Consider the following 12,810-nt stretch of genomic DNA (forward strand, 5'->3'; position numbering starts at 1 on the left):
GTTGGCGCGAATGCGCCTGCCGCCCTCCGCCTTCGCGCGCTCACGGGCCGCCCGGCAGGAGGGCGGCCGCGGCCAGCGCCAGGTAGACCCCGCCGACCGCCCAGTGCCGCCGGGCCAGCGCGCGCGGGCTGCGGCGCAGCAGGCGGCTGACCATCCCGCCCGTGCAGGCGTAGCCGACGTCGAGGAGGGCGCCCAGGACCAGGAACACCGCGCCCAGCAACCGCATGCGTGCCTGCGGGTCGGCCGCGTCCGGTTCGACGAACTGCGGGAGGAACGCCAGGAGGAACAGGGTCGCCTTGGGGTTGAGCAGGTTGACGAGGAAGCCGTCGAGCCAGGCGCGGCCCAGCCGGACGGGGGCCGCCGCCCCCTCCCCGAGGGGCAGGGCCGACGGGCCGCCGCGCAGCGCCCGTACGCCCAGGTACAGGAGGTAGGCGGCGCCCGTGTACCGCAGGGCGAGGAAGGCGGCGGGGGAGCCGGTCACCAGCCGGGCCACGCCCGACACGGCGACGGTGAGGTGGACGACGGTCGCGCTCTCCACCCCCGCCGCCGTGGCGAGGCCCGCCCGGCGGCCCTGCGCGGCGGCGCGCGTCACGATCAGGATGAGGTTGGGGCCGGGCAGCAGGATCAGGGCCGCCGAGGCGGCGAGGAAGCCGAGGAGGGTGCCGGTGGTCATGCGTCCAGGCTGGCCGGAAGGGGACGCCCGGACCCGGGCCAATCGGGGGACAAGTGGACCGCCGCGCCGCGCGCGCCGGGACGCCGGACGGGCGGGACGGCGGAGGTGCGGGACGGGCGGGACGGCGGACTCGCGGACGGCCTCGCGCCCGGGGAACGGGCGGCGGGCGGGGCGGGGAGGCCCCGCGCGGCGGACCCGTCCGGGAGGCTAGGCGGCATACCGGCTAGTCGGTAGGGTGCCCCCCATGACCCTCGCCCCGCATGCCGCCCGCCGCTGCTGGCACGCCGCCGTCAACCCCCTTCACGCCACGAGCTACTTCTCCCCCGAGATCTTCGAGGAGCTCGGCGCCCTGGGCGTCACCCACCGCGTGGCCGTCAACCTCGCCAGCCGCTCCGCCGCCATGGGAGCCGTCGGCCCCGGCGTGGTCACCGCGACGTTCTACAACTACCGCCACGACCTGGTCACCCGCCACCTCCCCGCCGTCTGGGACACCACGACCCCCGAGCAGGTCCTCGCCGCCCGCCTGCGCGCGGCCGACCGCACCCTGCGCCGGCTCCTCGGGCCCGGGACCATCGCCTCGCCCGAGCTCGCGGAAGCCGCCGACCTCGCCCTGCGCGCCACCGAGGCCTGCACCCGCCACGGCCGGACCCTCTACGCCGCCCACGCCGACCTCCCCGTCCCAGAGGAGCCGCACCTGCGGCTGTGGCACGCCACCACCCTCCTGCGCGAGCACCGCGGCGACGGGCACCTCGCCGCGCTCCTCCTCACCGGCCTCGACCCGCTGGAGGCGCTCGTCAGCCACACCGCCACCGGCCGCGGCATGACCGCGAAGTGGATCAAGGGCAGCCGCGGCTGGGAGCAGTCCGACCTCGACGCCGCCGCCGACCGGCTCCGCGCCCGCGGCGTCCTCGACGCCGCCGGGGAGCTCACCGAAGAGGGCCGCGCCCTGCGCGAACGGCTGGAGACCGAGACCGACCGCCTCGACGCCGCCCCGTACGAGCACCTCGGCGCGGAAGGCGTCGCCCGGCTCCACACGCTCGGCGGGGCCCTCGTCCAGCAGGCCGTCGCCGCCGGGGCCTTCCCGCCCGGACTCTCCGGAAAGGGCTGAGGGGCTCCCCGCCGCCGTCACCGGCACCTGCCACAATTGGCAGCCTTCCACGCACACGCACGAAGGCAGGCGGGACCGCAGTGACGACGATGTCCATCGAAGGCAGGATCGCCGAGGAGCTCGGCGTACGGGAACGGCAGGTCAAGGCCGCCGTCGAGCTGCTCGACGGCGGCTCCACCGTGCCGTTCATCGCGCGCTACCGCAAGGAAGCGACCGAGATGCTCGACGACGCCCAGCTGCGCACCCTGGAGGAGCGGCTGCGCTACCTGCGCGAGCTGGAGGACCGCCGCGCGGCGGTCCTCGACTCCGTACGGGAGCAGGGCAAGCTCGACGCCGAGCTGGAGGCCCGGATCAACGCGGCCGACACCAAAGCCCGGCTGGAGGACATCTACCTCCCCTTCAAGCCGAAGCGCCGCACCAAGGCCCAGATCGCCCGCGAAGCCGGCCTGGAGCCGCTCGCCGAGGGGCTGCTGGCCGACCCCTCCACCGAACCGGCCGCCGCCGCGGCCGCGTTCGTCGACGCCGCCAGGGGCGTCGCCGATCCGGCGGCCGCCCTGGAGGGCGCCCGCGCCATCCTCACCGAGAAGTTCGCCGAGGACGCCGACCTCATCGGCGACCTCCGCGAGCGCATGTGGGGCCGCGGCCGCCTCGCCGCGAAGGTCCGCGAGGGCAAGGAGGAGGCGGGGGCGAAGTTCTCCGACTACTTCGACTTCGCCGAGCCGTTCACCGCCCTCCCCTCCCACCGCGTCCTCGCCATGCTGCGGGGCGAGAAGGAGGAGGTGCTCAGCCTGGACCTGGAGCCCGAGGAGCCCGCAGAGGCCGCCGCCGGCTCCCCGGCCCCCACCTACGAGGGCCTGATCGCCCGTCGCTTCAACATCGCCGACCGGGGCCGGCCCGGCGACAAGTGGCTGGCCGACACCGTCCGCTGGGCCTGGCGCACCAAGATCCAGGTGCACCTCGGCATCGACCTGCGGACCCGGCTGCGCGCCGCCGCCGAGGACGAGGCCGTACGGGTCTTCGCGGCCAACCTCCGCGACCTGCTGCTCGCCGCCCCCGCCGGCACCCGCGCCACCCTCGGGCTCGACCCCGGCTTCCGTACCGGTGTGAAGGTCGCCGTCGTCGACGCCACCGGCAAGGTCGTCGCCACGGACGTGATCCACCCGCACGTTCCCGCCAACAAGTGGGACCAGTCCCTGGCCACCCTCGCCCGCCTGGCGAAGGACCACGCCGTCGAGCTGATCGCCATCGGCAACGGCACGGCCTCCCGCGAGACCGACAAGCTCGCCGGGGACCTCATCACCCGCCACCCCGAGCTCGGGCTGACCAAGGTGATGGTCTCCGAGGCCGGCGCCTCCGTGTACTCGGCCTCCGCCTTCGCCTCGCAGGAACTGCCCGGCATGGACGTCTCGCTGCGCGGCGCCGTCTCCATCGCCCGCCGCCTCCAGGACCCCCTCGCCGAACTCGTCAAGATCGACCCGAAGTCCATCGGCGTCGGCCAGTACCAGCACGACCTGTCCGAGGTGAAGCTCTCCCGCTCCCTCGACGCGGTCGTCGAGGACTGCGTCAACGGCGTCGGCGTGGACGTCAACACCGCCTCCGCGCCGCTGCTGTCGCGGGTCTCGGGCATCAGCGGCACCCTCGCCGAGAACATCGTGGCCCACCGCGACGCCAACGGCCCCTTCCGCAGCCGCAAGGGCCTCAAGGACGTGGCCCGCCTCGGCCCCAAGGCGTACGAGCAGTGCGCGGGCTTCCTGCGCATCCGCGGCGGCGACGACCCGCTCGACGCCTCCGCCGTGCACCCTGAGGCCTACCCGGTGGTGCGGGCCATGGGCAAGAAGGCGGGCGGCGAGGTCGCGGCGCTGATCGGCAACACCTCCGTCCTGCGTTCCCTGCGCCCGGATGAGTTCGTCACCGAGGCCTTCGGCCTGCCCACCGTCACCGACATCCTGCGCGAGCTGGAGAAGCCGGGCCGCGACCCGCGCCCCGCCTTCAAGACGGCCACCTTCAAGGAGGGCGTGGAGAAGATCGGCGACCTCGCCCCGGGCATGGTCCTGGAGGGCGTCGTCACCAACGTGGCCGCCTTCGGCGCCTTCATCGACATCGGCGTCCACCAGGACGGCCTGGCCCACGTCTCCGCCCTGTCGAACACCTTCGTCAAGGACCCGCGCGACGTGGTCAAGCCGGGCGACATCGTCAAGGTCAAGGTCATGGACGTGGACATCCCGCGCAAGCGGATCTCGCTCACGCTGCGCCTGGAGGACGAGGCCGGGGCCGAGCGCGGAGCGGGCGCCCCGCGCCAGCGCGACGAGCGCCGGGGCGGCGGCCGTCCCCCGCAGCAGCGCGGCCAGGGCGGCCAGGGCCAGGGCGGTCAGGGCCGGGGCGACGGGCAGGGACGCGGCCAGGGCCAGCGCGGCGGCGGCCAGCGCCAGGGCGGCGGCGCGGGCCAGCGTTCCGGCGCCCCGGCCCCCGCCAACGGCGCCATGGCCGACGCCCTGCGCCGGGCCGGTCTCACCGGCGACCGGGAGGACCGCCGCAAGCGGTAGCGCGGCACGTCGCGCGCGGTCGGCAGACCTGGCCGGATAAGGCCCCCGAGGAGGGGCCGGCCTTGCCAACTCCCGTACGTGATCTGTAGGCATGGTGGAACGCCCGTTCGTCTCGCGCGGACGGGCGTTCCGCGTTTCCCCCTCAGGGACCGCACTCCCGAGGCCGCCTCAAGGCACAGGACGTCATGCCGAAGCCCACCCACGCCTACCGACGCTGCCCGAGAAAGGGTCCGAAGAGGGAACACATGCCCTACCGGAATCTCAGCCTGCGCAGACGCTGCGAGATGATTCTCGGTCACCTGGATCTGACGCACCCGTTCTCCCTGGACACCCTGTGCGCCCGCATGGCCGAACGGCGCGGCCGCCCGATCCGGCTCCACCCCTTGCCACGCGAGGCCGCCGAATCCGGCGTCTGCGGCCTGTGGGTGGGCACCGACACCGTGGACTACGTCTTCTACGAGGCCCACACCACCCCCCTGCACCGCGAGCACATCGTGCTCCACGAGCTGGGCCACATCCTCTTCGGCCACCACTCCCTGGAGGGCGAGGAAACCGGCGGCCCGGCCCCCGTGATCCTGGGGCGCACCAACTACACCACCCGCCAGGAGCAGGAGGCGGAGATGCTCGCCAGCATGATCCGCATCCACACCGCGGGCGCCGGACACTCCCGGCCCGCCCCCGGACCCCGGGGCGCCCTCGCCCGGCTGGAGTCCGCCATGGGGTACGAGCGGGGCCACCGTGACGGCAGCTGAACTCACGGCCCTCGGGGACCGCCTGGCGGTCCCCGGCGTGGTCTGCCTGTGGATCGCCGTCCTGCTGCGCGCCCCCGGCGCCCTGCGCTCCCCGCAGCAGCGCGGGCTGTGGCTCGCCGTCGCCACCGCCGCCGGCGCCATGACGCTGAACCTGCCCGACGTCGTCGCGTACGCCATGAGCCGCGAGGCCTCGTACGCGCACACCATCGGCCTGATCCGCAACCTCATCGGCGTCCTGTCGGCGGGCGCCGTGCTCTACTTCGTGGCCGCCGCCACCCGGGGGCGCGCCCTCCAGCTCGCCTCCTGGGCCGGCACCCTGCTCTGGCTCGGTGTCCTCGTCACCCTGGACGCCGCCGCGCCCGCCCACGGCACGCACACCATCCCGAGCTCCGGGGCCCCCGTGCCCTCCCTGCCGTACTGGCTCGTGCTGATCTCCGCCCACCTGATCGCCAACACCATCTGCGTGTACGTGTGCTGGCGCTACAGCCGGCGCACCGAGAGCCGCGGACTGGCCGCCGGACTGCGGCTGTTCGGCCTGGGCACCGGCCTGGCCTGGCTGTTCTGGTTCGCGTACCTGCTCAAGGCCCTGTTCGCCAGCACCTGGGCGATGCCCGCCCTGCCGCTGCTGATGAACCTGCACGGACTGCTGCGCGCCGCCGCGATCCTCGTGCCCACCCTGTTCACGCTGCGCCACACCCTCGCCGACACCGCCACCGCCTGGCGGCTGTGGCCGCTGTGGCGGGACCTGGTCCAGGCCGTCCCGCACGTGGTCCTCTCCCGCCCCCGCGCCGGGCGGGTGCTGGAGGTGCTGTGGCCGCCCGTACCGCGCAACCTGCTCGTCTACCGCAAGGTCATCGAGACCCGCGACGCCATCCTGATCCTGGGGGAGTACGTGGCCCCGGGCGTCCCCGAGCTCGCCCGCGGCCACGTCGCGGGCAGCCGGATCCCCGAGCAGCGGCACACGGCGGCCGCGCTCGCCTGCGTACTGAGGGAGGCGCGCCGGGCCAAACTCGCCGGACTGCCCGGCCGGCCGGCGCAGGCGTCCGCCCTGGAGCTCCCGGCCGCCATGCAGACCTCGGCGGAGGGCGGCGGCCTGTGGGAGGAGGCCCGCTTCCTGGTGCACGTCGCCCAGGCCTACGCCTCGCCCGAGACCTCCGCCTTCGCCCCGGGACCCGCCGCCTGAACCACCGGCACCGACCGCGACACCGAGGAAGTGAACCCTTCTTGACCACCACCGTTCTGATCACCGGCGCCAGCGCCGGCCTGGGCGCCGCCTTCGCCCGCGGCTTCGCGGCCAAGGGCTGCGCCCTGGTCCTCGTCGCCCGGGACAAGGCCCGCCTGGAGGCCGTGGCCGCCGCACTCGGCAGGGACTTCGGGACGGTCTGCGAGGTCCTGCCCGCCGACCTCCTCGACCCGGCCGGCCGCACGGCCGTCGAGGAACGCCTCGCCGACACCGCCCGGCCCGTGGACGTCCTCGTCAACAACGCCGGGTTCGGCCTGCCCGCGCCCTACCCGTACAGCCCCGTCGAGGACGAGGAGCGGATGCTCGACCTCCTCGTGAAGGTCCCGCTCCGGCTCACCCACGCCCTGCTGCCGGGGCTCAGGGAGCGCCGCCGGGGCGCGGTGCTCAACGTCTCCTCGGTCGCGGGCCTGCTGCCGACCGGGACGTACGGGGCGGCGAAGGCCTGGCTCACCGCCTTCAGCGAGTCCCTGCGGGTCGACATGGCCCCGTACGGGGTCCGGGTGCTGGCGGTGCTGCCCGGCTTCACCCGCACCGAGTTCCAGGAACGCGCCGGGATGGACGTCAGCGCCCTGCGCGAGGGCTTGTGGCTGGAGCCCGAGGCCGTGGTGGCCAAGGCCCTGCGCGACCTCGCCCTGCGCCGCCCGGTCAGCATCACGGGCCGGGGGTACCAGGCGTACGCCCTCGCGGTGCGCCACCTCCCGCGCGCCTTCGTGGCGGGCCGGATGGCCCGCAAGCGCAGGGCCCCGGCCGGCCGGGCGGACTGAGCGCGGGCGCGTTTGCCGGGCCCGCTTCCGGGCAGCCGCCGGGCGAGGGGGCGGCTGTGCGGGGGCGGGAGGAGGACCTGTCATGGACGAGCAAGGCGGCGCCGGAGGTGTTCCGCTCCACGAAGACGACGACGCACGGCGGCGGCGCGGGCCGCACGCGGGAGGGGACGCCTCCCGCAAGCCGCCCCGGCCGGAGCCCGGCCCCGTCCGGCGCGAGGACACGGACGAGGCCAGCCGCCTCGACCACCCCGGGGTCCCGGAGCCGGACGAGCCGCGCAAGCACCGAGGCGGCGGCAAGGGCCCGGACGAGCTGTAGGGCCGGTCAGAGCTCGGTGACCTTGCCGTCCGCGACCTCCAGGCGGCGGGTCACGTGGACCGCGTCCAGCATCCGGCGGTCGTGGGTGACCAGGAGCAGGGTGCCCTCGTAGGCCTCCAGTGCCGACTCCAGCTGTTCGATCGCCGGCAGGTCCAGGTGGTTGGTCGGCTCGTCCAGGACGAGGAGGTTCACCCCGCGCCCCTGGAGCAGTGCCAGGGCCGCCCGGGTGCGCTCGCCCGGGGAGAGGGTCGCCGCCGGGCGCAGGACGTGCGCCGCCTTCAGGCCGAACTTGGCCAGCAGCGTGCGGACCTCCGCCGGCTCGGTGTCCGGGACGGCCGCGCAGAAGGCTTCCAGCAGCGACTCGTCGCCGAGGAACAGCCCGCGCGCCTGGTCGACCTCGCCGACCAGCACGCCCGAGCCGAGCGTGGCGGCGCCCGCGTCCGGGACCAGCCGGCCCAGCAGGACCGCGAGGAGGGTGGACTTGCCGGCGCCGTTGGCCCCGGTGATCGCCACCCGGTCCGCCCAGTCGATCTGGAGGGTGGCCGGGCCGAAGGCGAAGTCCCCGCGCTTGACCGCCGCCTCGCGCAGGGTGGCGACCACCGAGCCGGAGCGCGGCGCCGCCGCGATCTCCATGCGCAGCTCCCACTCCTTGCGGGGCTCCTCGACGACCTCCAGCCGCTCGATCGCCCGCTGCGTCTGGCGGGCCTTGGCGGCCTGCTTCTCGCTGGACTCGCCGCGCAGGGCCCGGCCGATCTTGTCGTTGTCGGAGGACTTGCGGCGGGCGTTGCGCACGCCCTTGTCCATCCAGTTGCGCTGCATCTGGGCGCGGCCCTCCAGGGCTGCCTTCTTGTCCGCGTACTCCTCGAACTCCTCGCGGGCGTGGCCGCGGGCCCGCGCGCGCTCCTCCAGGTAGGACTCGTAGCCGCCGCCGTAGAGGTTGATCTGCTGCTGGGCCAGGTCGAGTTCGAGGACCTTGGTGACGGTGCGCGTCAGGAACTCGCGGTCGTGGCTGATGACGACCGTGCCCGCGCGCAGCCCCGTCACGAACCGCTCCAGCCGCTCCAGACCGGCGAGGTCCAGGTCGTTGGTGGGCTCGTCGAGGAGGAAGACGTCGTAGCGGGAGAGCAGGAGGGAGGCGAGGCCGGCGCGGGCGGCCTGGCCGCCGGACAGGGCCGTCATCGGCAGGTCCAGGCTCACCGCCAGGCCCAGCTCGTCCGCCGTCTCCTGGGCCCGTTCGTCCAGGTCGGCGCCGCCGAGGTTCAGCCAGCGGTCGAGGGTCTCCGCGTACGCGTCGTCGGCGCCCGGGGTGCCGTCCACCAGCCCCTGCGTGGCCTCGTCCAGGGCGGCCTGCGCGGCCGCGACGCCCGTACGGCGGGCGAGGAACTCGCGCACCGTCTCGCCCTCCCGCCGCTCGGGCTCCTGCGGCAGGTGACCGACGGCCGCTCCGGGCGGGGAGAGGCGCAGCTCACCGGTCTCGGGGGTGTCCAGCCCGGCGAGCAGCCGCAGCAGGGTCGACTTCCCGGCGCCGTTGACGCCGACGAGGCCGATGACGTCGCCGGGTGCGACGACGAGGTCGAGGCCGGCGAAGAGCGTGCGCTCGCCGTGCGCGGCGGTGAGGTTCTTGGCGACGAGGGTTGCAGTCATGATGCCCCGATCCTATCGGCGCGCCGCCCGCCTACCCGCCGGTCAGGCGCAGCCCGGCCCACAGGGCCGCGACCGCCGCCGCGAGCGCGGCGGGGGTGGTGAGCAGCCCGAGGCGGGTGAAGTCCCCGAGCCGTACGTCCTCGCCGTGCGCGTGCAGCATCCGCCGCCACAGCAGGGTGGCCAGCGAGCCCGCGTACGTGAGGTTGGGGCCGATGTTCACCCCGATCAGCACGGCCAGGACCACGCCCGGCCCGCCCGGGGCCGCCAGCGGGAGCAGGGCGAGGACGGCGGGGAGGTTGTTGATCAGGTTGGAGAGCACGGCGGCCGTCCCGGCCACGGCCAGCAGCGCGGGCAGCGCGTCCCCGTCGGGCAGCAGCCACTCCAGCCCGTCGCCGAGGCCGTGGTCCACCACGGCCCGTACGACGACCCCCAGGGCGAGGACGAACAGGCAGAACGCCGGCGCGGTGGAGGCCGCCAGCCGCCGCACGGTGGTCTCCCGGCGCCACAGCGCCCGTATGCCCAGCGCCACCGCCCCGGCCAGCGCGGCCCAGGCCGGGCTCGCCCCCGCGAAGGAGGCCACGGCGAAGCCCCCCAGGGTCAGCAGCAGCACCGCCAGGGCGAACCGGGGGAGCGGGGCGGGCTCGGCCGCCCCGGGGACGTGCTCGGGCTCCGCAGCCAGGTCGGCCCGGAAGAACCGGCGGAAGACCGCGTACTCCACCCCGATCGCGACCGCCCAGGGCAGGGCCATCAGCGCCGCGAACCGGGTGAAGGTCAGCCCGCTCGCCGTGAAGGCCAGCAGGTTCGTCAGGTTGGAGACGGGCAGCAGCAGCGAGGCCGAGTTCGCCAGATGCGCGGTGGCGAACACGTGCGGGCGCGGCCGGGCGCCCAGCCGGGCGGCCGTCGCCAGCACCACCGGGGTCAGCAGCACCACCGTGGCGTCCAGGCTCAGTACGGCCGTCACCGCCGAGGCAACCAGGAACACCCCGCCCAGCAGCCCCGCCGCCCCGCGCCCGGCCGCGCGCCGGGCCACGGCGGATCCCGCGGCCCGGAACAGCCCCTCGTCGGCGCACAGCTGGGCCAGGGCCAGGATCACGGCCAGGAACCCCACCACGGGCAGCAGCCCGCGCAGCTGCTCCCACGCGTCGGCCGGCGACACCACCCCGAGCGCGATGAGCAGCCCGGCCGCCGGCACGGCGGCCGCCGCCTCGGGCAGCCCGCGTGGGCGCAGCACGGCGAAGGCCAGGACGAGGAGCAGCAGGGCGCACGACAGGGACTCGGCGAGGACGGTGTTCAGGACGGCACTCCGGGCGGGGCTGACGGGGACCGGCCAAGGATCGCACGGCCCCGATGGCCGGATAGGTGGGATGCCCGTCATTGCGGCCATCGCCGACGGCGTCACACCATGGAGGCATGCCGCTGCGAAACGTGCTGGTCGTCCTCTACGACGGGGTCCAGAGCCTGGACGTGACGGGCCCCGTCGAGGTGTTCGACGGAGCCCGGCGCTGCCGCCCGGACGACGGCGGGTACGCGGCCCGGACGGTCTCCCCCGGGGGCCGTCCGGTCCGGACCGGCAGCGGGCTGACCCTGCTCCCGGACGGGGCCCTGGAGGACGCCCGCCCCGGCCCGGACACCACCCTGCTGGTGCCCGGCGGCCGGTTCACGGGGGACTTCGAGCCGAGGATCACCGACTGGCTGCGTGCGCACGGGGCTCGGGCGGGCCGCCTGGTGTCCGTCTGCACGGGCGGCCTGCTGCTCGCGGAGGCCGGGCTGCTGGACGGGCGGCGGGCGACGACGCACTGGTCGGTGTGCGAGCGGATGGCACGGGACTACCCGAGGGTGGCGGTGGAACCGGACCCCATCTACGTCCGGGACGGCCCCGTGGCCACCTCGGCCGGGGCGTGCAGCTTGGGGTCTCCCCGCCGGAAGGCAGGGGAAGGATCACCGAGCACCCGGGCGGCGACCTGAGCGTGGAGGCCCTCGCGGCCCGTGCCGCGCTGTCGCCCCGGCACTTCGCGCGGGCCTTCCAGGCGGAGACGGGGGTCACGCCGGGGCGGTACGTCGAGCGGGTGCGGGTGGAACACGCGCGGCGGCTGCTGGAGCAGTCGGGGGAGGGGGTGGCGGGGATCTCCCGCGCGTGCGGGTACGGCACGCCGGAGGCGCTGCGCCGGACCTTCGTCCGGACCCTGGGGCAGTCCCCGGCCGAATACCGCCGCCGCTTCGGAGCTCCGCCGTGACGGGCCGCCGCTGCGCGGAGCCGCTTCCCCGCCCGCCCTTCCGCCCCCGGGAAACCCCTGCCCACCGTCACGACAACCCCTCCGGAGGAGACATGCAGATCGCCGTCCTGCTCTACGACCGTTTCACCGCCCTCGACGCCATCGGCCCCTACGAGACCCTCAGCCGGCTCGACGGTGCCGAGACCGTCTTCGTCGCGGAGCGGCCCGGGCCGGTGCGCACCGACAACGGCGCGGCCGTCCTCGTCGCCGGGAAGGGGCTTGACGAGGTGACCCGCCCGGACATCGTCATCGTCCCCGGCGGCCCGCACCCCGAGATCGAGATGAAGAACCCCGCGGTCCTCGACTGGCTGCGCGCCGTCGACGCCACCACCACCTGGACCACGTCCGTCTGCACCGGCTCACTGCTCCTGGCCGCCGCCGGTCTCCTCGACGGGCGCCGGGCGACCAGCCACTGGCTCTACCTCGACCACCTGGCCCCCTTCGGTGCCGAGCCCACGGGGGAGCGCGTCGTCTTCGACGGGAAGTACGTCACCGCCGCCGGGGTCTCCTCCGGGCTGGACATGGGGCTCGGGCTGCTCGGGCGGATCGCGGGGGACCAGTACGCGCAGACCGTGCAGCTGATGTGCGAGTACGACCCCCAGCCGCCCTACGACGCCGGTTCCCCGGCCAAGGCCCCGGCCGAGATCGTCGCCCGGCTGCGTGCAGTCAATCCCCTGACGGAGCGGGACGCCAGCTGAACTCCGGCTCCCGGCGTTCCAGGAAGGCGGCGACACCCTCGGCGGTGTCGCCGCTCGCGGCGGCCTGCCCGCTCCAGTACGCGTCCCGGTCGGTGCGCCCGTCCGCGAACTCCTTCGCCGCCGCCTGCGTCAGCCGTGACCGGGTGGCCAGGATCCGGGTGAACTCCGCCACCCGCTCGTCCAGTCCGCCCGCCGGCAGCAGCTCGTTCAGGAACCCGGCCCGCAGGGCGGTCTCCGCCCCGATCAGCTCCGCCGAGAACAGCAGGTACTTGGTCCAGGCCGGGCCGACCAGCGAGGCCAGCCGCCGGGTGGAGGAGGCCGGGTAGACGACGCCCAGCTTGGCCGGGGTCACCCCGAACCGGGCCCCCTCCTCCGCGAACCGCAGGTCGCACGCCGCCGCCAGCTGGCTGCCGCCGCCCACGCAGAAGCCGCGGATCGCCGCCACCGTCGGCTTCGGGAACGCGGCCAGGGCCTCCTCCGCCGCCACCGCCAGGGCCTGCGGGTCCTCGTCCCCGGTGAGGGAGGAGATGTCGGCGCCCGCGCAGAAGGTGGCGCCGGCCCCGGTCAGGACCAGCACCCGGACGGCCGGGTCGGCGGCCAGGGGCGGGAGCAGCTCCGGGAGGGCCCGCCACATCGCGGCCGTCATGGCATTGCGCTTGGCGGGGTGGGAGACGGTGACCGTGGCGATCCCGCCGGCGACGGAGGTGCGCAGGGTCGCTTCCCCCGCCGTGTCCATGGCTGCGTCCATGCGCCGGATGCTATCCCGGGGCGACGATCCTATGATCAAGGGGACTCC

11 protein-coding genes and 1 pseudogene are annotated in these 12,810 nt (G+C 75.2%); 8 read left to right on the top strand and 4 right to left on the bottom strand.

Annotated features, from left to right (window positions below):
• Nucleotides 1-40: 40 nt before the first annotated feature.
• A complete protein-coding gene (locus tag ABT403_RS19950; protein ID WP_344166530.1) occupies nucleotides 41-673 on the bottom strand; it encodes a LysE family translocator in 633 nt (210 codons plus the stop codon).
• A 244-nt stretch (nucleotides 674-917) separates the two neighbouring features.
• On the opposite strand from ABT403_RS19950, the gene ABT403_RS19955 reads away from it, so the two are divergent.
• From ABT403_RS19955 to ABT403_RS19980, 6 genes are all read left to right on the top strand, one after another.
• Nucleotides 918-1,781, top strand: a complete 864-nt coding sequence (locus ABT403_RS19955) for an SCO6745 family protein (RefSeq protein ID WP_344166532.1) — start codon at nucleotides 918-920, stop codon at nucleotides 1,779-1,781.
• 89 nt (nucleotides 1,782-1,870) lie between these two features.
• Complete coding sequence (locus ABT403_RS19960) at nucleotides 1,871-4,324, top strand: Tex family protein (protein ID WP_344166774.1); 2,454 nt, start codon at nucleotides 1,871-1,873, stop codon at nucleotides 4,322-4,324.
• Nucleotides 4,325-4,569: 245 nt separating this feature from the next.
• On the top strand, nucleotides 4,570-5,076 hold the full coding sequence (locus tag ABT403_RS19965) for a hypothetical protein (protein WP_344166534.1): 507 nt from the start codon (nucleotides 4,570-4,572) through the stop codon (nucleotides 5,074-5,076).
• Complete coding sequence (locus ABT403_RS19970) at nucleotides 5,063-6,259, top strand: MAB_1171c family putative transporter (RefSeq protein ID WP_344166536.1); 1,197 nt, start codon at nucleotides 5,063-5,065, stop codon at nucleotides 6,257-6,259. The genes ABT403_RS19965 and ABT403_RS19970 overlap by 14 nt, the downstream gene beginning before the upstream one ends.
• Nucleotides 6,260-6,300: 41 nt before the next feature.
• The gene (locus ABT403_RS19975; RefSeq protein ID WP_344166538.1) at nucleotides 6,301-7,083 is read left to right on the top strand and encodes an SDR family NAD(P)-dependent oxidoreductase; all 783 of its coding nucleotides are present in this window, start codon (nucleotides 6,301-6,303) and stop codon (nucleotides 7,081-7,083) included.
• 82 nt (nucleotides 7,084-7,165) lie between these two features.
• Nucleotides 7,166-7,399 carry a hypothetical protein gene (locus ABT403_RS19980; RefSeq protein WP_344166540.1) on the top strand — a complete coding sequence of 78 codons (234 nt, stop codon included), beginning with the start codon at nucleotides 7,166-7,168 and terminating at the stop codon, nucleotides 7,397-7,399.
• 6 nt (nucleotides 7,400-7,405) lie between these two features.
• Here ABT403_RS19980 and ABT403_RS19985 read toward each other — a convergent pair whose 3' ends face one another.
• Together ABT403_RS19985 and ABT403_RS19990 are read right to left on the bottom strand one after the other, a co-directional pair.
• Nucleotides 7,406-9,043 (bottom strand): ABC-F family ATP-binding cassette domain-containing protein, encoded by a 1,638-nt coding sequence (locus tag ABT403_RS19985; RefSeq protein WP_344166542.1) that lies wholly within the window; start codon nucleotides 9,041-9,043, stop codon nucleotides 7,406-7,408.
• A 31-nt stretch (nucleotides 9,044-9,074) separates the two neighbouring features.
• Nucleotides 9,075-10,418, bottom strand: coding sequence for an SLC13 family permease (locus ABT403_RS19990; RefSeq protein WP_425580305.1), 1,344 nt, complete (start codon nucleotides 10,416-10,418; stop codon nucleotides 9,075-9,077).
• Nucleotides 10,419-10,453: 35 nt separating this feature from the next.
• Here ABT403_RS19990 and ABT403_RS19995 point away from each other — a divergent pair.
• Nucleotides 10,454-11,277: pseudogene (locus tag ABT403_RS19995) on the top strand (GlxA family transcriptional regulator).
• Between the two features lie 92 nt (nucleotides 11,278-11,369).
• The gene (locus tag ABT403_RS20000; protein WP_344166545.1) at nucleotides 11,370-12,014 is read left to right on the top strand and encodes a DJ-1/PfpI family protein; all 645 of its coding nucleotides are present in this window, start codon (nucleotides 11,370-11,372) and stop codon (nucleotides 12,012-12,014) included.
• Here ABT403_RS20000 and ABT403_RS20005 read toward each other — a convergent pair.
• Nucleotides 11,983-12,762, bottom strand: coding sequence for an enoyl-CoA hydratase/isomerase family protein (locus tag ABT403_RS20005; protein ID WP_344166547.1), 780 nt, complete (start codon nucleotides 12,760-12,762; stop codon nucleotides 11,983-11,985). The two genes, ABT403_RS20000 and ABT403_RS20005, sit on opposite strands and share 32 nt — an antisense overlap.
• Nucleotides 12,763-12,810: the final 48 nt, after the last annotated feature.

Origin of the sequence: Streptomyces sp. NPDC000075 (assembly GCF_040301925.1) — a bacterium.
Taxonomy (GTDB): Bacteria; Actinomycetota; Actinomycetes; order Streptomycetales; family Streptomycetaceae; genus Streptomyces; species Streptomyces polychromogenes.

What these genes read in the sequence shown, in the direction of transcription:
- ABT403_RS19990 (WP_425580305.1), bottom strand. Translation starts at nt 10,418, where the DNA reads ATGACGGGCATCCCACCTATCCGGCCATCGGGGCCGTGCGATCCTTGG.
- ABT403_RS19960 (WP_344166774.1), top strand. Translation starts at nt 1,871, where the DNA reads ATGTCCATCGAAGGCAGGATCGCCGAGGAGCTCGGCGTACGGGAACGG.
- ABT403_RS19950 (WP_344166530.1), bottom strand. Translation starts at nt 673, where the DNA reads ATGACCACCGGCACCCTCCTCGGCTTCCTCGCCGCCTCGGCGGCCCTG.
- ABT403_RS19980 (WP_344166540.1), top strand. Translation starts at nt 7,166, where the DNA reads ATGGACGAGCAAGGCGGCGCCGGAGGTGTTCCGCTCCACGAAGACGAC.
- ABT403_RS20000 (WP_344166545.1), top strand. Translation starts at nt 11,370, where the DNA reads ATGCAGATCGCCGTCCTGCTCTACGACCGTTTCACCGCCCTCGACGCC.
- ABT403_RS19985 (WP_344166542.1), bottom strand. Translation starts at nt 9,043, where the DNA reads ATGACTGCAACCCTCGTCGCCAAGAACCTCACCGCCGCGCACGGCGAG.
- ABT403_RS19965 (WP_344166534.1), top strand. Translation starts at nt 4,570, where the DNA reads ATGCCCTACCGGAATCTCAGCCTGCGCAGACGCTGCGAGATGATTCTC.
- ABT403_RS19955 (WP_344166532.1), top strand. Translation starts at nt 918, where the DNA reads ATGACCCTCGCCCCGCATGCCGCCCGCCGCTGCTGGCACGCCGCCGTC.
- ABT403_RS20005 (WP_344166547.1), bottom strand. Translation starts at nt 12,762, where the DNA reads ATGGACGCAGCCATGGACACGGCGGGGGAAGCGACCCTGCGCACCTCC.